Genomic DNA, 20,521 nt, shown 5'->3' on the forward strand with positions numbered 1-20,521 from the left:
CCTGCGGCCCGTTCTTTCCCGGCTGGAACCTAAGCATGCAACATCCTCGACCCGCCCGACGCGCCCTGCTTGTCATTACGTGCCTGATCCCCGTTATCGCTGTCGCCGCCTGGCAGGTCCTGCCACCGGGTCGGGACAAACTGGCGACCGTCACCGTGACCCGTGGCGATATCGAAAGCAGCGTCACCGCCCTGGGCACCCTGCAACCCCGGCGCTACGTCGATGTCGGCGCCCAGGCCTCCGGGCAGATCCAGAAAATCCACGTGGAGGCTGGCGCCGAGGTCAAAGAAGGCCAATTGCTGGTGGAGATCGACCCGTCCACGCAAAAGGCCAAGCTGGACGCAAGCCGCTACGCCATCGAAAACCTGCAGGCCCAGTTGCAGGAACAACGGGCCCAGCATGAACTGGCGCGGCAGAAGTACCAGCGTCAGCAAAAACTCGCGGCCGGCAACGCCACCCGTGAAGAAGATGTGCAAACCGCCAAGGCCGAACTGAGCGCCACCCAGGCGCGGGTCGACATGTTCCAGGCCCAGATCCGCCAGGCCCAGGCCAGCTTGCGCAGCGACGAAGCCGAGCTGGGCTACACCCGCATCTATGCGCCCATGAGTGGCACCGTGGTCGCAGTGGACGCCCGGGAAGGCCAGACCCTCAACGCCCAGCAACAGACACCGCTGATCCTGCGTATCGCCAAGCTGTCGCCGATGACCGTCTGGGCCGAGGTTTCCGAGGCGGATATCGGCCACGTCAAACCCGGCATGCATGCCTACTTCACCACCCTCAGCGGCGGCGCCCGGCGCTGGACCAGCACCGTGCGGCAGATCCTGCCGGTGCCGCCCAAACCACTGAATGAAACCAGCCAAGGCAACGGCAGCCCTGCCAGCAGCAGTAAGAGCGGCAGTGGCCGCGTGGTGCTGTACACCGTGCTGCTGGATGTCGACAACCCAGATCACGCCTTGATGGCCGAAATGACCACTCAAGTGTTTTTCGTCGCCGGCCGTGCGCAGAACGTGTTAACCGCGCCGGTCGCCGCTCTCAAGGGCGGTGTCGGGACCGAACTGCAGCAGGCCCGGGTGGTGGCCAAAAATGGTGACATCGAACAACGCCAGGTGCGCACCGGCCTCAGCGACCGACTGCGCATCCAAGTGGTTGAAGGGCTCGCCGAGGGCGAGCATGTGCTGATCGGCCCCGCCGCCAATAGCGGAGGTTGAATGCAAACGCCCCTGATCACCCTGTCGGACATCCGTAAGTCCTACGGCGGCGGCGATGCGCCGTTGGTGGAAGTACTGCGCGGGATTGATATGTCGATCCATGCCGGCGAGTTTGTCGCGATTGTCGGCGCGTCCGGCTCCGGCAAATCGACCTTGATGAACATCCTCGGCTGCCTCGACCGCCCCACCTGCGGCGAGTACCTGTTTGCCGGAGAAAACGTCGCGCAACTGGACAGCGATGAGTTGGCCTGGCTGCGACGCGAAGCCTTCGGTTTCGTGTTCCAGGGCTACCACCTGATCCCCGCCGCGTCGGCCCGTGAAAACGTCGAGATGCCGGCCATTTATGCCGGTATCCCGGCCGCTGAACGTCACGCCCGAGCCACCGCCCTGCTGGAACGCCTGGGCCTGGGCGAGCGCACCGGCAATCGCCCGCATCAGCTGTCCGGTGGTCAGCAACAACGGGTGTCGATTGCCCGAGCCTTGATGAACGGCGGCCATATCATTCTTGCCGACGAACCCACCGGCGCCCTCGACAGCCACAGCGGCGCGGAAGTCATGACGCTGCTGGACGAACTCGCGGCCCAGGGCCACGTGGTGATCCTGATTACCCACGACCGCGAAGTGGCGGCGCGAGCCAAACGCGTCATCGAAATCCGCGACGGGCTGATCATCAGCGACACCGCCGCCGACCATCCCGAGGTGCAACACAGCGCCAACGCCGACGCCTTGCAAGCCGTCGACCTGCGCCAGCGCCTGGAAGACGGCAGCGAGCACAACGGTGCCTGGAAAGGTGAACTGGTGGACGCCGTGCACGCCGCCTGGCGTGTGATGTGGATCAACCGCTTCCGTACCGCCCTGACCTTGCTGGGCATCGTGATTGGCGTGGCCTCGGTGGTGGTGATGCTGGCCGTCGGCGAAGGCAGCAAGCGCCAGGTCATGGCGCAGATGGGCGCCTTTGGCTCAAACATTCTCTACCTCAGCGGCCTGTCCTCCAGCCCGCGGGCGCCCAGGGGCATCGTCAGCCTGACCGACGTCGCCGCCGTGGCAATGTTGCCCCAGGTGAAAATGATCATGCCGGTCAACGGCTCGCAGGCCACGGTGCGTTTCGGCAATGCCGACCACGCCAGTTATGTCGGCGGTAACGGCATCAACTTCCCGGAAATCTTCAACTGGCCGGTGGTCGAAGGCAGCTACTTCACCCAGGCCGACGAAGACAGCGCCACCGCCGTGGCCGTCATCGGCAAGAAGGTGCGGGACAAACTGCTCAAGGACTTCAGTGACCCCATCGGCCAGTACATCCTGATCGAGAACGTGCCATTCCAGGTGATCGGCGTGCTCCAGGAAAAAGGCGCCAGCTCGGGCGATCAGGACAGCGACGACCGGATTGCTGTGCCCTACTCCGCCGCCAGCATCCGCCTGTTCGGCAGCCAGAACCCGCAGTATGTGGCCATCGCGGCCGCCGACGCCTCCCAGGTCAAGCAGACCGAACAGGCCATCGATGAACTGATGTTGGGCTTGCACAACGGCCGCCGCGACTTCGTGGTGACCAACTACGCGGCCATGATCCAGGCCGAGGCGCGCACGCAGAATACCCTGTCGTTGATGCTCGGCTCGATTGCCGCCATTTCTCTGTTGGTGGGCGGGATCGGCGTGATGAACATCATGCTGATGACCGTGCGTGAACGCACCCGGGAAATCGGCATCCGCATGGCGACCGGTGCACGCCAGCGCGACATCCTGCGCCAGTTCCTCACCGAAGCCGTGATGCTTTCGGTGGTCGGCGGCCTGTGTGGTGTCGCCCTGGCGCTGATGGTCGGCGGCGTGCTGATCCTCGCCGAAGTGGCGGTGCAATTTTCCCTGCTGGCGGTGCTCGGCGCCTTTGGCTGCGCACTTGTCACCGGTGTTGTATTCGGCTTTATGCCGGCCCGCAAAGCTGCCCGGCTTGATCCGGTAAAGGCGTTGACCAGTGAATAAACGACCCATGACCCCGCGACTGTCCCTGCTCACCCTGTGCCTGCTGCTCAACGCCTGCGCCGGCACCTCACCCTCTTCCGGTACCGGCATTGCACCGCCCACGGCCTGGCAATTCGCCGAGCGCCAGGCAAACCAGTCCACCCATCAACAATGGTGGACGCAGTTCGGCAGCCCACAATTGAACCGCCTGATCGACCAGGCTCGCCGCGACAGCTATGACGTGGCGGCAGCCATGGCCCGGGTGCGCCAGGCCCAGGCCAGCGCAGTGATTGCCGGTGCGCCGCTGTTGCCGGAGGTGGGCCTGAACCTCAAGGCCAATCGCCAGAAACGCATCAGCGGCAGCAGCACCTCAGACAGCACTGACACCAGCAGCACGGTCAACAGCTACAGCGCCAACCTCACCGCCAGCTATGAACTGGACTTCTGGGGCGGTCGCGCCGCCGCCCGCGACAGCGCGCTGCAAAGCGTGCGCGCCAGTGAGTTCGATCAGGCGACGGTGGAACTGACCCTGCTCAGCAACGTCGCCGACCGTTATGCGCAGACCTTGTCGGCACAACAACGTCGGCAGATTGCCGAACTCAACCTGACCAACGCCCGCAATGTCCTCGACCTGGTGCAAACCCGTTACAACGCAGGTTCGGCCACCGTCCTGGAACTGGCCCAACAGAAAAGCCTGGTGACCAGCCAGCAACGCCAACTGCCGCTGATTCAACAACAAGCCGAGGAATCGCTGATCACCCTCGCCGCCCTGCTGGGCCAGCCAGTGCAAGCACTGGACCTGGGTACCGAGGGTTTCCAGGCCATGACCTGGCCGACTATTGGCGCTGGCATGCCCAGCGACCTGTTGACGCGCCGTCCCGACATCGCCCGTGCCGAGGCGCAAATGGCGGCGGCGCAAGCGGATGTCACCGTGGCCCGCGCAGCGATGCTGCCGACGGTGACGCTGGGGGCGTCGTTGGGGTCAGGATCGAGCAAGGCGGCCGACGTGTTGCGCAGCCCGTTCTATACCCTCACCTCGGGACTGGTGGGGCCGGTCTTCAATAACGGGCGCCTGAGTGCCGAGCGCGATCGGGCCAGGGCGCGGCAGGAGGAACTGCTCGAGGTCTATCGTGGCTCGATCATCAATGGGTTTGCGGACGTGGAAAAGGCCCTCAGCAGCATTACCGGGCTGGATCAGCAGCGCCAGTGGCAGGCTGAGGAATTACAACAGGCGCAGACAGCGTTTGAGATTGCCGAGAGTCGCTATCAGGCGGGAGCCGAGGATCTGCTGACGGTGCTGGAGACACAACGAACGCTGTATGCGGCGCAGGATTTGAATGTACAGCTGCGGTTAGCGCGAGTGCAGGCGAGTATTGCGCTGTACAAGGCGTTAGGGGGTGGATGGAGAGTGTTGTGAAGGCCATCAGGCCAGCGGTGTGATCTGCTTCTTTGCGAAGCGTTCGAACTCTGAGTCTGCGTGCCAGAACGAATCCAGTTTTACCCGGGTTTCGCCACCGGCCTCCAGCGTCTTCAGCTCTTCAAGCGCCTTTTTCCACCACAGCGGCCTGCAAGCATTCAGGTAGGTACACCGTTTGGCCTGCTTGCCTAACAGATAGAACTTGGCGACCTTCCGGGAAGTCGTGCACTGGCCTTTGAGCTTCCATTTCAGACGCAGTCGATCGTAGAGCGCATTTTTCGGAAGGCCGTTGGGCACCGAAAAAGTCATCTGCGGCAGACTCTCGCGATAGGCCTCGCCATGCTGGTCAAAGAACACCTTTAACATTGCATGGTGGTAGCTCTTCACCGAGAAGTAGTGATTGATACAGTCGTTAGCCTCCACGACCTTCTTGCCGTCCAGCATGAAGGACACGGCAATCTGCTCAATGGTCAGCAGTGTGGAGCCATGGTGGGCCCATTGATCAATCAGACCGATAGTGCCATCAAGCATGGCGACGTTGGCCCTGGTCAGCCCGCAGATGCCACTGTTGAAGAGTTTCAACGACGGCGCAGGGCGCTCATTTCCGGCCTCTACTTCCTCGGCAAATGCGCGGTACTCCGAACGCCGGGACGCCTGGGCCCAACTCCACTCGAACGCATCCATCAAAAACTGATCGTCCGTGACACGCCCGAATAGCTCGGCGGGATCTTTGAAGAAGACCGTATCGGTATCGATGAAGATGGTTTTGTCGGCGAGCTGAACACCGGCCTGGATGGCACAGGCCTTACGTCGATGGTAATAGCCTGCGGTACCTTTCCAGGCATCCAGAGTCTGCGCGTCAAGAGGCAGAACGGTGACAGGCCAACCCTCAAAGGACTCGGGCTGATCCGTCATCACTGTGATCGTGAAACTGGACGGCTCTTTCCTGTGACGCAGGGCCGACAGAATGCTGAATTTTGCTTCGTGCCGGTAAACGGTTTTGTTGCCATAGAGCAGATAGAGGAGCTGATTCGAAAACATACATCCATAACGCCAAATTCGGTTCGAGGCCAACGATAAAGAGGCCCGATCGCCACATTGTGCCGCCACCCAAATTCATCTTCCAGCCGAGACACAAAGAGTAACAATCAAATCATCCAAGACCGCCGTCTAGACCTTCAGGTGCCGCGCATACCAGGGACGTCTCGGCACCTTCCTGAACAAGCTTTTGACCGTCTCCTCATCCCCAAACGTAATCCGCAACGCCAACTTCATCGTCTCCGGGTCCATCTCCATCGACCGCCCCCTTTGCAACCCGGGCGTGGTACTGCAGCCATGGGTATCCGGCCCCAACCAGGGGTCATCCACCTCCACCCAACGCCCCGGCGCAAACCACGGCACACCGCTCACTTCAAGGCGTTGAACCTCACCCGGATGAAACCGTTCATGGGCACGAAACCAATCCTCGACCCGATCGTCAATCCATCCGTGAAAATGCCAGAACACCGGGTTCACATGAGACGAAAACGGATCGCCGAGAAAGTCGTTCTCCGGCCCGAACCAGCGCCCGGCAAAATCCGCCGGATCACGGGCCAACGGCGCCGGAGCACCATTGGACGGATCACGCGCCACCGACGCCCAGCGCATATGCAACCAGTCGTGCAGCCCCAGCTCCACCTCCGAGCCAAACTGCCCCAACGTCATGCGTGACAGATAAGCCGGATCCCGATACTGCGACTCCCACACCTGGAAGTTGCTGCAATAGGTCTCGCCGCTTTTGATATCGCTGACCCACTGGGTAAAGGTGTCATCCCCCCGGGAAACCCAGGTCGGCGGCACCGAGAATCCATCATGATTATCGAAGTAACGGATAAACCCCAGGCGATCACGCTCAAGCTCCGGCTGCGGCAACGGAAAGCGCGGCCAGGACGGCAGGTGCTGCATCGAACGCGCCGTGCCCAACATATGCCGGTGCATGAAAAAGAAGTCGATGCCTGACCCATTGCGGTCCTTGCGTGGCCCGCGAGCATCACGCTCACGGTCGCGAGGGCCGGGTTGCCAGCCGATCCCTCGCAGGGCGTCGCGTTTGTCTTCAGGCAGCTTGTGCCATTTGTCCCGAGACGCATGCCATAGCTGGTGAAACAGCCGGTGCTCCGGCGAAATCAGCCAGGCCTCCAGAGTCGGATTGAGCAGCGCCCGCTCACGGGCTTCGGGGAACAGCCGCTTGATCGCCACAAACCGGTTGTCGTCTTCGGGCAAGCCGAGGGCACGATCCATACGCAACACGCGCCCACTGAGCGAGGCGGTGCCGGCATTGCCGAAGGCCGCCCAGACCTCATCGAGGGTGGAAACAAACTGATAGCGGACAATACCGCTGCGGCTGTCCAGCAGCCGCCAGCTGATTTGCCCTTGCTTGACGTCCGCCAGGTCGCCCAGGACTTCATAGCGAGGCGTGGCTTCACTGCGTAATACCTGCGCACTGTCCAGATACCCACGCAAGCCACGACCCCGGGCAGCGATATCGAGCAACAGTTCCAGGCCTTCACCGGGCACGCCATCGAGCCCGGCGTCACGGCCTTCGAGACGAATGTCCCACACGCCCCGCAAGGCATTGGCCATCTGCTGACCGGCCATGTCCGGCAGGTCCACCGTGGCTTCGCCCGGGGTAATCGGTTCGTCCGGCTGCGTCAATTGACGGTGGGCGTAATAGGCGGCAGGCACCGCGGCGCCGGTCAGTGCCAGGCCCGCGATGAAGCCTCGTCGAGAAATCGTCATTGCCCTACCTGTGTCAGCCATGGAGCAGGCTTTATCCAAGCTAGAACGAGCATTGGCCGAACAAATTTAGGGGCCTGGGCAAGCGCCTAAATTTCCCCCGCCATCACTCGTTCTTCCCAGATAGCAAAGGCCTCGCCTGCACCTCATCCACCGGAAAGCGACACTGAGATGGCAATGACCAAAACCCGCTCGAAAAAAGCTCTTCTGATCGGCCTGCCCCTGGCGCTGGCGATTGCCGCCGGCGGCGGTTTTCTGGGTTGGAAATACCTGTACGACAGCGCGGGTTATCCGCTCAAGGTCATGAAGCAGGCTGACGAGTTGCAGGACCGGATCATTTCCTTCGACAGCCACATCACCCTGCCCCTGCGCTTCGGCAGCGAGGGCGACGAGGCGGATAAGGACGGCCAGGACAAGTTCGACCTGGTCAAGGCACAGCGCGGACGCCTGTCGGGGGCGGCCCTGACGATTTTCGGCTGGCCGGAAATGTGGAATGGCCCCAATGCTCCGCACAAACCCACGGCCGCCTTTGTCGATCAGTCTCGCCAGCAGCAGGAAGTGCGCTACAAGGCAATCACCGGGATGGTCCGCGACTTCCCCAATCAGGTGGGCATCGCCTACACCCCGGACGACTTCCGGCGCCTGCACGGTGAAGGCAAGTTCGCGGTTTTTATCAGCATGCTCAATGCCTACCCATTGGGCGAAGACATCAGCCAACTGGACCTGTGGACCGCGCGCGGCATGCGCATGTTCGGTTTCAGCTACGTGGGCAATAACCCGTGGGCCGACTCTTCTCGGCCGCTGCCATTTTTCAATGACACACCCGACGCCTTTAATGGCTTGTCAGACCTGGGTAAACGCGCCGTACACCGGCTCAATGACCTCGGGGTGATCATCGATGTGTCGCAGATGTCGACCAAGGCCCTGGAGCAAGTGGCCGAGCTCAGCCGTACGCCGATGGTTGCTTCGCACTCCGTGCCGCGGGCGCTGGTAGATATCCCGCGCAACCTCAGTGACAAGGAAATGCAGCTGATCAAGAACAGCGGTGGCGTGGTGCAGATCGTGGCGTTTTCCGCCTACTTGCGCCCGCTGACCCAAGCCACCCAAGACAAACTCAACCGCCTGCGTGCCAAGTTCGACCTGCCGCCCCTGCCCAACCTGCACGTAGCACTGATGCCCGGCGACCCGATCATCGCCGCCTGGCCTTCGCAGAAGTTTGGCCAGTACGCCAGTGCGCTGTACGACATCCTCGACGAAGAACCCCAGGCCAGCCTCAAGGACCTCGGTGACGCCATCGACTATGCGGTGACGAAGATCGGCATCGATCATGTCGGCATCAGTTCGGACTTCAACGAAGGCGGCGGTGTGAAAGGTTTCAAGGACGTCAGCGAAATCCGCAACGTGACCGCCGAGTTGATTACCCGTGGTTACTCCGAAGCGGACATCACCAAGCTGTGGGGCGGCAACTTCCTCAGGGTCTGGGATCAGGTACAAAAAGCCGCCCAGCCTGTCGCCCTCACCCAACCTTGAATCCGCAGCGAAGCCTTGCCATGACTGATCGCCGTACCTTTCTGAAAACCGCAGGTGTGCTTGCGGCCAGCCTGCCGTTGAGCAGTCACTTGATTCCCTCGGCCGCGGCCGCCACGCAAGCCGTCGCCGCTGATAAATGGCAAGCCCTGCGCCAGCTGTTCAAGCTCGACCCGAACTACGCGCACTTCGCCAACTTCCTGATCACTTCGCACCCAAAACCGGTGCAAGACGCCATCGACCGCTTCCGTGCCGAGCTGGACCTCAACCCGGCCAAGTGGGTCGACTGGGAAACCCAGGCCGAATGGAAACGCGAAGGCGAAGTGCGCGACTGGGCAGCCCGCTACCTGGACGTCAAGCCACGGCAGATCGCCCTGACCGGCAGCACCACCGAAGGGCTGGTGATGATTTACGGCGGGCTGCACGTCAACGCCAACCAGGAAGTCCTCACCACCGAACACGAGCACTATTCCACCCGCAACACCCTGAATTTCCGGGTCAAGCGTGAAGGCACCCATGTGCGCAAGATCAGCTTGTTCAAGGACCCACGTAGCGTCTCCAGCGATGAAGTACTGGGTAATATTGCACGTAATATCCGCCCGCAAACCCGGGTATTGGGCATGACCTGGGTGCAGTCGGGCAGCGGAGTCAAGCTGCCCGTGGGTGAGATCGGCGACCTGGTGCGCGAGCACAATCGCCAGCGGAATGAGAAGGACCGGATTATCTACGTGGTCGACGGCGTACACGGTTTCGGCGTCGAGGACATGAACTTCGCTGACTTCAAGTGCGACTACTTCATTGCCGGCACCCATAAATGGATGTTCGGCCCACGGGGCACCGGGATCATCTGTGCCGCCTCGGAGCAAATCAGCGACCTGACGCCGACCTTCCCGACCTTCTCGGAAAACAAGGACTTCGGCACCATCATGACTCCCGGCGGCTATCACGCCTTCGAGCATCGTTGGGCCTTGGGCGAAGCATTCAAACTGCACTTGCAGTTGGGCAAGGCCGAGGTGCAGGCGCGTATCCATCAGCTCAACACCTACCTCAAGCAGCGCCTGAAAGAACACGCCCGCATCGAACTGGTGACGCCCGACAGCGCGCAATACTCGGCCGGTTTCACCTTCTTCCGGGTCAAGGGCCAGGACGTCGACGCGGTCGCTTCCTACCTGAACCAGAACCGCATTGTGGTGGATGCCGTGGACCGTGATGTCGGCCCGGTGGTGCGCATGGCGCCGGGCCTGCTCAACACCGAGCAGGAGATCGACCGAGCCATGGCTGTGCTGACGAACAAATACTGAACCCTTTCCTGACACTGACGAGAAGGCTGCAAATAATGTCTCGAACCGCACTGTATCGCTTGTCCCTGGGGGTCATGCTCGCCACCTTGGCCGCCGGCAGCGCCCACGCCGCGACACCTGCTCCCGGCAAGGTGTTCAAGGACTGCAAGGACGGTTGCCCGGAGCTGGTGGTCTTGCCGGCCGGCAGTTTCGTCATGGGCACGCCGGACGACGAACTGGGCCGCCAGTCGGACGAAGGCCCGCTGCACACGGTGACGTTTGCCAAGCCGTTTGCCATCAGCCGGTTCCAGGTCCAGGCCAGCGAATGGGACGCCTATATTCGCCAGAGTGGCGTCAAGATCGCCGACGGTGACACCCGCCCCGGCCGTGCGTGCAAGGCCAGCAAGCCGACGTACACCCAAGGGCCGAAACAACCGGCGGTGTGCATGGACTTCCAGGACGTCGAAAACTATGTCGCCTGGCTATCGAAAAAGACCGGCCAGAAATACCGGATGCTCAGCGAAGCCGAACGCGAATATGCCGCCCGCGCCGGCAGTACCGGATCGTTCCCGTTTCCCATGGACCCAGACACCGAATACGGCATCAGCCAGCATGCCAATACCTACGGTCCCAAGGACGGCTACAGCTTTACCTCGCCCGCCGGCAGCTACCCACCCAACGCGTTTGGCGTATATGACATGCATGGCAATGTGTATGAATGGGTTGCCGATTGTTGGCACGACAGCTACGTCGGTGCACCGACTGATGGCAGTGCCTGGCAGGACAAGAACTGCGAAACCCGGCATATCCGAGGGAATGACTGGGGCGAAGCGCCGATTTTCTCGCGCTCGGGCAATCGCAATGATCGACCGGCGACGACGCGGGGGGATTGGTTGGGGTTCAGGGTGGCAAGAGAACTCTGAACGACAACGCCACGTTCCTCTGCCGCCGCCTGCGATGCGCTGTAGCCGCTGCCGAGGCACGAGGCTGCGATGCGGGCCGCAGGACCGCCGTCGAGGTCTGCGACGTCGGAATGCCGCACCAAGTCCATCGCAGCCTCGTACCTCGGCAGCGGATACAGAGTTTTCAGCGATTCGATTCATGGCTATCGCAGGCGAGCCACACGTTAAATCACGGCGTTCAACAGCATGCAGGCTGCCACTCCCAGGCACAGCGCGGCAAAACCGACTTGAAGGGTACGCGCCCGGATCAGCGAACACAGCCTGCGCCCTACCAGCATCCCAACGATGCTCGCCCCAATAAACACCCAGCCCATCCGGTCGATTGTCACCCCGGCATGAAACGCACCCACCACGCCGATCAGGGAAATCAGGCTGATCACCATCAACGACGTCGCGACAATCCCACGCATCTGCACATCCGTCAGTTGCTTGAACGCCGGCACGATCAAAAACCCGCCACCGACCCCCAGCAACCCCGATACCGCGCCCGTCACCGCGCCAAGGGCGGCCAAGGTGGCGGTGCATTTGGCGGTCCAGGAAAAGCGTCCGGTTTGTTGATCCAGCATGCAGTTCTTCTGGCCCCAAGACGCGGCGCCATGGTCACTGGGCCCGGCCTCGACCTTCTCGCGCTGCAACATCCGCCAGGCCACCAGCACCATCAACGCGCTGAACAGGCCCATCAGGATCTTGTCCGACAGTTGATGGGCGAAGAACACCCCAAGCGGTGAAAACAGGGCGCCGAGCAACGCAATCAGCAGCGCCGCCCGGTAGCGCACCAGGCCATGGCGCAAGCCATCGATCGCACCCACAGCCGCCGCCGCACCTACGGCGAACAACGACACCGGCGCCGCCTCGGTCATGGTCAAACCGAGCCCCAGCACCAACGCCGGTACGCCAAGAATGCCGCCACCGGCTCCCGTCAGCCCCATGATCAAGCCCATGAGCACGCCAAAAAAACTTGCCAGCAACATAGGGTTTTCTCAATCCACCTTGGACAGGCTGGTCAGCCATTCGCGACCCTTGAGCATGCCGTTCCAGTAGAACCACGGCAGCAACGTCGCCTTGAGGAACCAGGCGGAGCGTCGGGCAACGGTCGGATCAAGGGGGAATGTCGGCAGCAACTTGCCGCCATAGCCGAACTCGGCCAGTACCACCTTGCCCTTCTCTACCGTCAGCGGGCACGAACCGTAGCCGTCGTACTTGAGAAGCATCGGTGCCTGCTTGCGCAGGGCCAGCAGATTTTCAGCCACCACCACAATCTGTTTACGCACCGCAGCGGCGGTTTTCGCGTTGGTGGTGGAGCACACATCACCGAGGCCGAAGATGTGGGAATAACGCACATGTTGCAGGCTCTGGGGATTCACTTCGCACCAGCCGGCGGCGTCGGCCAGCAGGCTTTGGCGGATAAAGTCGGGGGAGACTTGCGGCGGGACGACGTGCAGCAGGTCGAAGGATTTCTCCTCGACGGTGACGGTGCCATCAGCGTCCTTGATCTCGAACCAGGCTTTGCGCGCCGGGCCGTCGACCTTGACCAGGTTGGAATTGAAGGCCAACTGCGCCGAGTATTTCTCGATGTACTTCATCAACGGCGGCACAAAGGTCGCCACACCAAACAGCGCGGCACCGGCCAGGTTGAATTCGACGTTGATGTTTTTCAGGTCGCCTTGCTTGAGCCAGTGATCGCACGACAGGTACATCGCCTTCTGCGGTGCGCCGGCGCATTTGATCGGCATGGCAGGCTGGGTAAAGATCGCCTTGCCGCCCTTGAGCTGGCGGACCAGTTGCCAAGTGTAGCTGGCGTGCTGGTAGCTGTAGTTGGAGGTGACGCCATTCTGGCCAAGGGTCTCTGGCAAGCCGTCGATTTTTTCCCAGGCCAGGCGCAGGCCGGGGCAGACAATCAGGTTGTTCCACGTCACCCGCTGGCCACTGTCGAGCACCAGGGCCTGCTCATCGGGCAGCAACTCGGCGACGCTCGCTTGCACCCAGGTGACGCCGTCGGGCAACACGTCGGCCATGGGTCGCGCGGTCTTCTTCACGTCGTAGGCGCCGCCGCCCACCAGGGTCCAGGCGGGCTGGTAGTAGTGGGTGTCGCTGGGTTCGATCAGGGTGATGTTCAGGTGTGGGTCGCGCTTGAGCAGGCTGGCCAACAAGCCGATGCCTGCCGAGCCGCCGCCGATGACAACGATGTCGCCACTGATGGTGGGTCCCCAGTGTTGGTCGTTCATGGTCTTCGCCTTTTTTCTGAATGCACACAAGGGTCGCCGCCGTATGGCATCACGCCCAGCTTTTGATCACCGCCCCGCAATACAGGCCGGACAAGGTCTTCATCACTTGGATCACTTCGTGGCTGGCCAGCCCGTAGAAAATGTATTTGCCTTCGCGGCGGGTGGCCACCAGGCCTTCGTCACGCAGGATGCCCAACTGTTGGGACAGCGTGGGCTGACGCACGCCGGTCATGGTTTCCAACTCGCCGACGTTGCGCTCGCCCTGGGTCAACTGGCAGAGAATCAGCAGCCGGTCCTCATTGGCCAGGGCCTTGAGCAAGGCGCAGGCCTTGGAGGCCGACGCGCGCAACTGGGCGACTTCACCTTCACTCAGGTTCGATTCCATTTGCTTCAGACTCTCTCTCTCACTTAAGCTCAAAACATTATGTGTAAACGTAAAGTGATTGTAACTACTTATTTACGCCACCTGGGACAGCCCTTATGCCAGCGTTGATTCAATCCTTTCTGGACGAGGCGTCGTCGACCTACACCTATGTCGTCTATGAACACGACGGCGGCCAATGTGCGATTGTCGACTCGGTGCTCAATTACGACCCGGCGGCCGGGCGCACTGAGACCGCCCAGGCCGACCGGGTGATCGCGTTTGTCCACGAACATCGCCTGCAGGTGCAATGGCTGCTGGAAACCCACGCTCATGCCGATCACCTGTCTGCTGCGCCTTATCTGCGACGGCAAGTGGGCGGCAAGATCGCCATCGGCCAGTCCATCAGCAAGGTGCAAGACGTGTTCAAGCACCTGTTCAACCTGGAACCGGAGTTTCGGGTCGACGGTTCGCAGTTCGATCACCTGTTTGCGCCCGACGAGCAATTCCAGATCGGCAACCTCAAGGCCCAGGCGCTGCATGTCCCCGGCCACACGCCGGCGGACATGGCTTACCTGATCGACGGGCAACTGATCCTGGTGGGCGACACCCTGTTCATGCCCGACGTCGGCACCGCTCGCTGCGACTTTCCCGGTGGGGACGCGCACCAACTCTACGCGTCGATGCGCAAGCTGCTGGCCTTCCCGCCCGAAACCCACCTGTACGTGTGCCACGACTACCCACCCGAAGGCCGCGCGGCCAAGTGCCTGACCACGGTGGCCGAGCAGCGCGCGGGGAATATTCATGTGCATGACGGGGTGGATGAAGCAGCGTTTGTGAAGATGCGCACCGAGCGGGATGCCGGGCTGGGCATGCCGACGCTGTTGCTGCCGGCGATCCAGGTGAATGTGCGGGCCGGGCATATGCCGCCGGCGGAAGACAATGGTGTGGTGTACCTGAAGATCCCGCTCAACCAGCTATGAAATACATTACAAAATGTGGGAGCGGGCTTGTGTGGGAGCGGGCTTGCTCGCGAATGCGGTTTATCAGCCTATACATGTATTGACTGAACTGCAGCCTTCGCGAGCAAGCCCCCACACAAGCCCGGCTCCCACACTATCCCAGGTTGATGCCATTGGCCGGCAACGGCAACGCTGTCTTGTAGCGCACCTGCTTGAGGGCAAAGCTGGAGCGGATATTGGCGACCCCAGGCACCTTGGTCAGGAACGTCATCATGAAGTGCTCCAGGGACTGGATGGTCGGCACCAGTACCCGAATCAGATAGTCCGGATCACCGGCCATCAGGTAGCACTCCATCACTTCCGGGCGGTCGGCAATCGCCCCCTCGAACTGTTGCAACGCCAGTTCGTTCTGCTTTTCCAGGCTGACATGGATGAACACATTGACGTGCAGCCCCAGCAGGTCGGCGTCCAGCAGTGTTACCTGGTCGCGAATCAACCCTAACTCTTCCATCGCCTTGACCCGGTTGAAACACGGCGTGGGCGACAGGTTGACCGAGCGAGCCAGGTCGGCGTTGGTGATGCGGGCATTCTCCTGAAGAGCGTTAAGAATGCCGATATCGATACGGTCCAGTTTGCGCATGAGACAAAACCACCTGTTTATTATGTTTATGCAGTTTTTTTATCCTCAAATGATCCCCGACGCAACGAAACAGAGATAAATATTCTCCCAAACCGAGCCTATGATGTTTGTAGGACACGATTTCTTCTACCCGAAGACTGACTGTCAGCTAGCGCGCCCACTACAAGAAATTCACAAGATAGAGCGTAGAAAGCCATGACTCAGCAGTACGAACCACTGCGCCTGCACGTGCCCGAACCCTCGGGCCGCCCAGGCTGCAAGACCGACTTTACCTACCTGCGTCTGACCGACGCCGGCCTGGTGCGCAAGCCCCCCATTGACGTAGAACCCGCTGACACCGCCGACCTGGCCAAAGGCCTGATCCGCGTGCTCGACGATCAGGGCCAAGCCCTGGGCCCATGGGCCGAAGGCGTGCCGGTGGAAATCCTGCGCAAGGGCATGCGCGCTATGCTCAAGACGCGGATTTTCGACAACCGCATGGTGGTCGCCCAGCGTCAGAAAAAGATGTCGTTCTACATGCAAAGCCTTGGCGAAGAAGCCATCGGCAGCGCCCAGGCCCTGGCCTTGAACATCGACGACATGTGCTTTCCCACCTACCGCCAGCAAAGCATCCTGATGGCCCGGGAAGTGCCGCTGGTGGACCTGATCTGCCAACTGCTGTCCAACGAGCGCGATCCGCTCAAAGGCCGTCAGTTGCCGATCATGTACTCGGTCAAGGACGCCGGCTTCTTCACGATTTCCGGCAACCTCGCCACTCAGTTCGTACAAGGCGTGGGCTGGGGCATGGCCTCGGCGATCAAGGGCGATACCAAGATTGCCTCAGCCTGGATCGGCGACGGCGCCACCGCTGAATCAGACTTCCACACCGCCCTCACCTTCGCCCACGTTTATCGGGCGCCGGTGATCCTCAACGTCGTTAACAACCAGTGGGCTATTTCCACCTTCCAGGCCATCGCCGGCGGTGAAGCCACGACATTCGCCGGACGCGGCGTCGGTTGCGGCATTGCTTCGCTGCGTGTGGACGGTAACGACTTTGTCGCGGTGTACGCCGCCTCCGCCTGGGCCGCCGAGCGCGCCCGACGTAACCTGGGGCCGACCCTGATCGAGTGGGTCACCTATCGCGCAGGCCCGCACTCCACTTCCGATGATCCGTCCAAGTACCGTCCCGCCGACGACTGGAGCCACTTCCCGTTGGGTGACCCGATTGCCCGTCTCAAGCAGCACCTGATCCGTATCGGCCAGTGGTCCGAAGAGGAACACGCCGCGGTCAGTGCCGAGCTTGAAGCCGAAGTCATCAAGGCCCAGAAAGAAGCCGAGCAGTACGGCACCCTCGCCGGCGGCCAGATCCCTAGCGCCGCCTCGATCTTCGAGGATGTGTACAAGGAAATGCCCGAGCACCTGAAGCGCCAACGCCAGCAACTGGGGATCTGACATGAACGATCACAACAACAATATCCAGTTGGAAACCGCCATGACCACGACCACCATGACCATGATCCAGGCCTTGCGCTCGGCCATGGATGTGATGCTTGAGCGCGACGACAACGTGGTGGTGTTCGGCCAGGACGTCGGTTACTTCGGCGGCGTGTTCCGTTGCACCGAAGGCCTGCAGACCAAGTACGGCACCTCACGGGTGTTCGACGCACCGATCTCCGAAAGCGGGATCATCGGCGTGGCCGTGGGCATGGGCGCCTATGGCTTACGACCAGTGGCGGAGATTCAGTTCGCCGACTACGTGTACCCGGCCACCGACCAGATCATTTCCGAAGCCGCGCGCCTGCGTTATCGCTCGGCCGGCCAGTTCACCGCCCCGTTGACCATGCGCATGCCTTGCGGCGGCGGTATCTACGGCGGCCAGACCCACAGCCAGAGTATTGAAGCGGTGTTCACCCAGGTCTGCGGCCTGCGCACGGTGATGCCGTCCAACCCCTACGACGCCAAGGGCCTGCTGATCGCCTCCATCGAAAACGATGACCCGGTGATCTTTCTGGAACCCAAGCGCCTGTACAACGGCCCGTTCGACGGCCACCACGACCGCCCGGTAACCCCGTGGTCGAAACACCCGCAAGCACAAGTGCCGGACGGTTACTACACCGTGCCGCTGGATGTCGCCGCCATCGCCCGCCCGGGCAAGGACGTGACCATCCTCACCTACGGCACCACGGTGTATGTGTCGCAAGTGGCCGCCGAAGAAACCGGCATTGACGCCGAAGTCATCGACCTGCGCAGCCTGTGGCCGCTGGACCTGGAAACCATCGTCAATTCCGTGAAGAAAACCCGTCGCTGCGTGATCGTCCACGAAGCCACCCGCACCTGCGGCTTCGGCGCCGAGTTGGTGGCGCTGGTGCAAGAGCACTGCTTCCACTACCTGGAAGCGCCGATCGAGCGCGTCACCGGTTGGGATACGCCGTATCCCCACGCGCAAGAGTGGGCGTATTTCCCTGGCCCGTCCCGAGTGGGCGCGGCTTTGCATCGGGTCATGGAGGTCTGAATGGGCACGCACGTTATCAAGATGCCGGACATTGGCGAAGGCATCGCGGAAGTTGAACTGTCGGTGTGGCACGTCAAGGTCGGCGACCTGGTGGTAGAAGATCAGGTGCTGGCGGATGTAATGACCGACAAGGCCATGGTGGATATTCCTTCACCGGTGCATGGCAAGGTGATTTCCCTGGGCGGCGAGCCGGGCGAAGTCATGGCGGTGGGCAGTATTTTGATCAGCATTGAGGTGGAAGGCGCGGGCAATACCAAGGAGTCGGCGTTGTCGGCCGTGGTCGAAGAAGCAGCCCCTGCGCCTGCGCCGAAAGTTGAAGCCAAGGCGCCGGTCGTCGAAAGCCGGCCAGTCACCAAGCCGGTTGTGGCTCAGGCACCTGTAGCACGCGACGCCGATGAGCGTCCGCTGGCTTCCCCGGCCGTGCGTAAGCATGCGCTGGATGCCGGCATCCAGTTGCGTCTGGTCCAGGGCAGCGGCCCGGCCGGTCGCGTTCTGCATGAAGACCTTGAGGCCTACTTGCAGCAAGGCAGCGTAAAAAGCGCTACCTCGGCCAGCCCCTATGCCGAACGCAACGACGAACAGCAAACCCCGGTGATCGGCATGCGCCGCAAGATCGCCCAGCGCATGCAGGACGCCACCCGGCGCGCCGCGCATTTCAGCTACGTGGAAGAAATCGACGTCACTGCCCTCGAAGAGCTGCGGGTGCACCTCAATGAAAAACACGGCGCCACACGCGGCAAGCTGACCTTGCTGCCGTTCCTGGTGCGAGCGATGGTGGTGGCGGTGCGGGACTTCCCGCAAATCAATGCGCGCTACGACGACGAAGCCCAGGTCATCACCCGCCTTGGCGCGGTGCATGTCGGTGTCGCGACCCAGAGCGATATCGGCCTGATGGTGCCGGTGGTGCGTCACGCCGAGGCCCGCAACCTGTGGGGCACGGCTGAAGAAATCACCCGCCTGGCCACTGCCGCGCGCAACGGCAAGGCCAGCCGCGATGAACTGTCGGGCTCGACCATCACCCTGACCAGCCTTGGTGCGCTCGGCGGGATTGTCAGCACACCTGTGTTGAATTTGCCGGAAGTGGCCATTGTCGGCGTCAACCGTATTGTTGAGCGGCCGATGGTGATCAAGGGGCAGATTGTGATCCGCAAGATGATGAACCTCTCCAGCTCCTTCGATCACCGGGTGGTCGATGGCATGGACGCGGCGCAATTCATCCAGGCCATCCGTGGCCTGCTCGAACAACCCGCCAGCCTGTTTCTGGAGTAAGTCATGTCGCAGACATTAAATACCACGCTGCTGATTATCGGCGGCGGCCCTGGCGGTTACGTGGCGGCGATTCGTGCCGGCCAACTGGGCATCCCGACCATTCTGGTGGAAGGCCAATCGTTGGGCGGTACTTGCCTGAATATCGGCTGCATTCCCTCCAAAGCGTTGATTCACGTCGCCGAGCAGTTCCAGCAAACCGTGCACCACAGCCAGGGTTCGAACCTGGGGATCAAGGTTGCCGCACCGACCCTGGACATCAGCAAAAGTGTGGAATGGAAAGACGGCATCGTCGATCGCCTGACCACCGGCGTCGCGACACTATTGAAAAAACACAAGGTGCAGGTGATCCACGGCTGGGCCAAGGTCATCGATGGCAAGACCGTAGAAGTCGGCGATCAGCGTATCCAGTGCGAGCACCTGCTGCTGGCCACCGGTTCGAAAAGCGTCAACCTGCCAATGCTGCCGATTGGCGGTGCGATCATCTCGTCCACCGAAGCCCTGGCGCCGAAAAGCGTGCCCAAGCGGCTGATCGTGGTGGGTGGCGGTTATATCGGGCTGGAGCTGGGGATCGCTTATCGTAAGCTCGGTGCCGAAGTCAGCGTGGTCGAGGCTCAGGACCGCATCCTGCCGGCCTATGACGGTGAGCTGACACAGCCGGTGGCCGAGTCCCTGAAGCAACTGGGGGTGAAGCTGTACCTGAAACACAGTGTCACCGGTTTTGAAAACAACACCCTGCAAGTGCGCGATCCCAACGGCGAGACCTTGTCCCTGGAAACCGACCAGGTACTGGTGGCCGTCGGTCGCAAACCCAACACCCAAGGCTGGAACCTGGAAGCGCTGAACCTGGACATGAATGGCTCGGCGATCAAGATCGACAGCCGCTGCCAGACCAGCATGCGCAATGTCTGGGCCATCGGCGACCTGAGCGGCGAGCCCATGCTGGCGCACCGGGCTATGGCCCAAGGTGAAATGGTGGCTGAGCTGATCAGCGGCAAACACCGCGAATTCAACCCGGCGGCGATCCCGGCCGTATGCTTTACCGACCCGGAAGTGGTAGTGGTCGGCAAGACCCCGGATGAAGCGAACGCGGCCGGCCTGGACTGCATCGTGTCCAGCTTCCCGTTCGCCGCCAATGGCCGGGCCATGACCCTGGAATCGAAAACCGGCTTCGTGCGGGTGGTGGCACGGCGTGACAATCATCTGATCGTCGGCTGGCAAGCGGTAGGGGTTGGCGTTTCGGAGTTGTCCACGGCGTTTGGCCTGAGCCTGGAAATGGGTTCGCGCCTGGAAGATGTGGCGGGCACCATTCACGCCCACCCGACCCTGGGTGAAGCGGTGCAGGAAGCAGCACTGCGGGCGTTGGGGCATGCGTTGCACCTGTAACACGTACCAATCCTGTAGCCGCTGGCGCAGCCTGCGATCGACTGCGAAGCAGGCGTCAGGGCCTTAAACTG

At 61.7% G+C, this 20,521-nt stretch carries 17 protein-coding genes; 11 read left to right on the plus strand and 6 right to left on the minus strand.

The annotated features are described in order from the left end of the window. The first annotated feature begins 35 nt into the window (after nucleotides 1–35). Genes J7E41_RS00585 through J7E41_RS00595 form a run of 3 tightly spaced genes read left to right on the plus strand, consistent with a single transcriptional unit; the run spans nucleotide 36 to nucleotide 4,578 of the window. Nucleotides 36–1,208: an efflux RND transporter periplasmic adaptor subunit gene (locus J7E41_RS00585; RefSeq protein ID WP_214989472.1), complete on the plus strand. Its 1,173-nt coding sequence runs from the start codon at nucleotides 36–38 to the stop codon at nucleotides 1,206–1,208. After that, on the plus strand, nucleotides 1,209–3,182 hold the full coding sequence (locus tag J7E41_RS00590) for a MacB family efflux pump subunit (RefSeq protein ID WP_214989473.1): 1,974 nt from the start codon (nucleotides 1,209–1,211) through the stop codon (nucleotides 3,180–3,182). A 7-nt stretch (nucleotides 3,183–3,189) separates the two neighbouring features. Then, nucleotides 3,190–4,578 (plus strand): efflux transporter outer membrane subunit, encoded by a 1,389-nt coding sequence (locus J7E41_RS00595; RefSeq protein WP_214989538.1) that lies wholly within the window; start codon nucleotides 3,190–3,192, stop codon nucleotides 4,576–4,578. 6 nt (nucleotides 4,579–4,584) lie between these two features. Here J7E41_RS00595 and J7E41_RS00600 read toward each other — a convergent pair whose 3' ends face one another. Next, complete coding sequence (locus J7E41_RS00600; RefSeq protein ID WP_214989474.1) at nucleotides 4,585–5,619, minus strand: hypothetical protein; 1,035 nt, start codon at nucleotides 5,617–5,619, stop codon at nucleotides 4,585–4,587. A gap of 129 nt (nucleotides 5,620–5,748) precedes the next feature. Then, nucleotides 5,749–7,353, minus strand: coding sequence for a pyoverdine maturation tyrosinase PvdP (pvdP, locus tag J7E41_RS00605; protein ID WP_214989475.1), 1,605 nt, complete (start codon nucleotides 7,351–7,353; stop codon nucleotides 5,749–5,751). A gap of 174 nt (nucleotides 7,354–7,527) precedes the next feature. On the opposite strand from pvdP, the gene pvdM reads away from it, so the two are divergent. The 3 genes from pvdM to pvdO all read left to right on the plus strand — a co-directional run bounded on the left by pvdM (nucleotide 7,528) and on the right by pvdO (nucleotide 11,080). Further along, complete coding sequence (gene pvdM / locus J7E41_RS00610; RefSeq protein WP_214989476.1) at nucleotides 7,528–8,880, plus strand: pyoverdine-tailoring dipeptidase-like protein PvdM; 1,353 nt, start codon at nucleotides 7,528–7,530, stop codon at nucleotides 8,878–8,880. A gap of 20 nt (nucleotides 8,881–8,900) precedes the next feature. Next, the gene (gene pvdN / locus J7E41_RS00615) at nucleotides 8,901–10,178 is read left to right on the plus strand and encodes a pyoverdine-tailoring periplasmic protein PvdN (RefSeq protein ID WP_214989477.1); all 1,278 of its coding nucleotides are present in this window, start codon (nucleotides 8,901–8,903) and stop codon (nucleotides 10,176–10,178) included. Nucleotides 10,179–10,252: 74 nt separating this feature from the next. Then, nucleotides 10,253–11,080: a dihydropyoverdine dehydrogenase gene (gene pvdO, locus J7E41_RS00620; RefSeq protein ID WP_237151360.1), complete on the plus strand. Its 828-nt coding sequence runs from the start codon at nucleotides 10,253–10,255 to the stop codon at nucleotides 11,078–11,080. Nucleotides 11,081–11,283: 203 nt separating this feature from the next. Here pvdO and J7E41_RS00625 read toward each other — a convergent pair whose 3' ends face one another. From J7E41_RS00625 to J7E41_RS00635, 3 genes are read right to left on the minus strand one after another with little or no spacing between them, the layout of a single operon-like run. Beyond that, nucleotides 11,284–12,090 carry a sulfite exporter TauE/SafE family protein gene (locus tag J7E41_RS00625; RefSeq protein WP_214989478.1) on the minus strand — a complete coding sequence of 269 codons (807 nt, stop codon included), beginning with the start codon at nucleotides 12,088–12,090 and terminating at the stop codon, nucleotides 11,284–11,286. A gap of 9 nt (nucleotides 12,091–12,099) precedes the next feature. Continuing rightward, a complete protein-coding gene (locus J7E41_RS00630) occupies nucleotides 12,100–13,344 on the minus strand; it encodes an NAD(P)/FAD-dependent oxidoreductase (RefSeq protein WP_214989479.1) in 1,245 nt (414 codons plus the stop codon). 49 nt (nucleotides 13,345–13,393) lie between these two features. Then, nucleotides 13,394–13,729 (minus strand): ArsR/SmtB family transcription factor, encoded by a 336-nt coding sequence (locus tag J7E41_RS00635; RefSeq protein WP_010166774.1) that lies wholly within the window; start codon nucleotides 13,727–13,729, stop codon nucleotides 13,394–13,396. Between the two features lie 95 nt (nucleotides 13,730–13,824). Between J7E41_RS00635 and J7E41_RS00640 the strand changes: the two genes are divergently transcribed. Next, the gene (locus tag J7E41_RS00640) at nucleotides 13,825–14,688 is read left to right on the plus strand and encodes an MBL fold metallo-hydrolase (RefSeq protein WP_214989480.1); all 864 of its coding nucleotides are present in this window, start codon (nucleotides 13,825–13,827) and stop codon (nucleotides 14,686–14,688) included. A 133-nt stretch (nucleotides 14,689–14,821) separates the two neighbouring features. On the opposite strand, the gene J7E41_RS00645 is transcribed toward J7E41_RS00640, so the two are convergent. Beyond that, complete coding sequence (locus J7E41_RS00645) at nucleotides 14,822–15,307, minus strand: Lrp/AsnC family transcriptional regulator (RefSeq protein WP_155584574.1); 486 nt, start codon at nucleotides 15,305–15,307, stop codon at nucleotides 14,822–14,824. A gap of 195 nt (nucleotides 15,308–15,502) precedes the next feature. Between J7E41_RS00645 and J7E41_RS00650 the strand changes: the two genes are divergently transcribed. From J7E41_RS00650 to lpdA, 4 genes are read left to right on the plus strand one after another with little or no spacing between them, the layout of a single operon-like run. Further along, entirely contained in the window at nucleotides 15,503–16,738 is a 1,236-nt protein-coding gene (locus J7E41_RS00650) for a 3-methyl-2-oxobutanoate dehydrogenase (2-methylpropanoyl-transferring) subunit alpha (protein WP_214989481.1), read from the plus strand. Between the two features lies 1 nt (nucleotide 16,739). Further along, a complete protein-coding gene (locus tag J7E41_RS00655) occupies nucleotides 16,740–17,798 on the plus strand; it encodes an alpha-ketoacid dehydrogenase subunit beta (RefSeq protein ID WP_155584576.1) in 1,059 nt (352 codons plus the stop codon). Continuing rightward, nucleotides 17,799–19,067 carry a dihydrolipoamide acetyltransferase family protein gene (locus J7E41_RS00660; RefSeq protein WP_214989482.1) on the plus strand — a complete coding sequence of 423 codons (1,269 nt, stop codon included), beginning with the start codon at nucleotides 17,799–17,801 and terminating at the stop codon, nucleotides 19,065–19,067. Nucleotides 19,068–19,070: 3 nt separating this feature from the next. Next, on the plus strand, nucleotides 19,071–20,450 hold the full coding sequence (gene lpdA / locus J7E41_RS00665) for a dihydrolipoyl dehydrogenase (RefSeq protein WP_214989483.1): 1,380 nt from the start codon (nucleotides 19,071–19,073) through the stop codon (nucleotides 20,448–20,450). Nucleotides 20,451–20,521 lie beyond the last annotated feature (71 nt).

It is taken from the genome of Pseudomonas fluorescens (assembly GCF_018614655.1).
In the GTDB taxonomy this organism is placed as follows: Bacteria; Pseudomonadota; Gammaproteobacteria; order Pseudomonadales; family Pseudomonadaceae; genus Aquipseudomonas; species Aquipseudomonas fluorescens_BX.

Excerpts from the sequence above, each read along its gene's own strand:
- J7E41_RS00585 (WP_214989472.1), top strand. The coding sequence starts at position 36 with ATGCAACATCCTCGACCCGCCCGACGCGCCCTGCTTGTCATTACGTGC.
- J7E41_RS00590 (WP_214989473.1), top strand. The coding sequence starts at position 1,209 with ATGCAAACGCCCCTGATCACCCTGTCGGACATCCGTAAGTCCTACGGC.
- J7E41_RS00595 (WP_214989538.1), top strand. The coding sequence starts at position 3,190 with ATGACCCCGCGACTGTCCCTGCTCACCCTGTGCCTGCTGCTCAACGCC.
- J7E41_RS00600 (WP_214989474.1), bottom strand. The coding sequence starts at position 5,619 with ATGTTTTCGAATCAGCTCCTCTATCTGCTCTATGGCAACAAAACCGTT.
- pvdP (WP_214989475.1), bottom strand. The coding sequence starts at position 7,353 with ATGACGATTTCTCGACGAGGCTTCATCGCGGGCCTGGCACTGACCGGC.
- pvdM (WP_214989476.1), top strand. The coding sequence starts at position 7,528 with ATGACCAAAACCCGCTCGAAAAAAGCTCTTCTGATCGGCCTGCCCCTG.
- pvdN (WP_214989477.1), top strand. The coding sequence starts at position 8,901 with ATGACTGATCGCCGTACCTTTCTGAAAACCGCAGGTGTGCTTGCGGCC.
- pvdO (WP_237151360.1), top strand. The coding sequence starts at position 10,253 with ATGCTCGCCACCTTGGCCGCCGGCAGCGCCCACGCCGCGACACCTGCT.
- J7E41_RS00625 (WP_214989478.1), bottom strand. The coding sequence starts at position 12,090 with ATGTTGCTGGCAAGTTTTTTTGGCGTGCTCATGGGCTTGATCATGGGG.
- J7E41_RS00630 (WP_214989479.1), bottom strand. The coding sequence starts at position 13,344 with ATGAACGACCAACACTGGGGACCCACCATCAGTGGCGACATCGTTGTC.
- J7E41_RS00635 (WP_010166774.1), bottom strand. The coding sequence starts at position 13,729 with ATGGAATCGAACCTGAGTGAAGGTGAAGTCGCCCAGTTGCGCGCGTCG.
- J7E41_RS00640 (WP_214989480.1), top strand. The coding sequence starts at position 13,825 with ATGCCAGCGTTGATTCAATCCTTTCTGGACGAGGCGTCGTCGACCTAC.
- J7E41_RS00645 (WP_155584574.1), bottom strand. The coding sequence starts at position 15,307 with ATGCGCAAACTGGACCGTATCGATATCGGCATTCTTAACGCTCTTCAG.
- J7E41_RS00650 (WP_214989481.1), top strand. The coding sequence starts at position 15,503 with ATGACTCAGCAGTACGAACCACTGCGCCTGCACGTGCCCGAACCCTCG.
- J7E41_RS00655 (WP_155584576.1), top strand. The coding sequence starts at position 16,740 with ATGAACGATCACAACAACAATATCCAGTTGGAAACCGCCATGACCACG.
- J7E41_RS00660 (WP_214989482.1), top strand. The coding sequence starts at position 17,799 with ATGGGCACGCACGTTATCAAGATGCCGGACATTGGCGAAGGCATCGCG.
- lpdA (WP_214989483.1), top strand. The coding sequence starts at position 19,071 with ATGTCGCAGACATTAAATACCACGCTGCTGATTATCGGCGGCGGCCCT.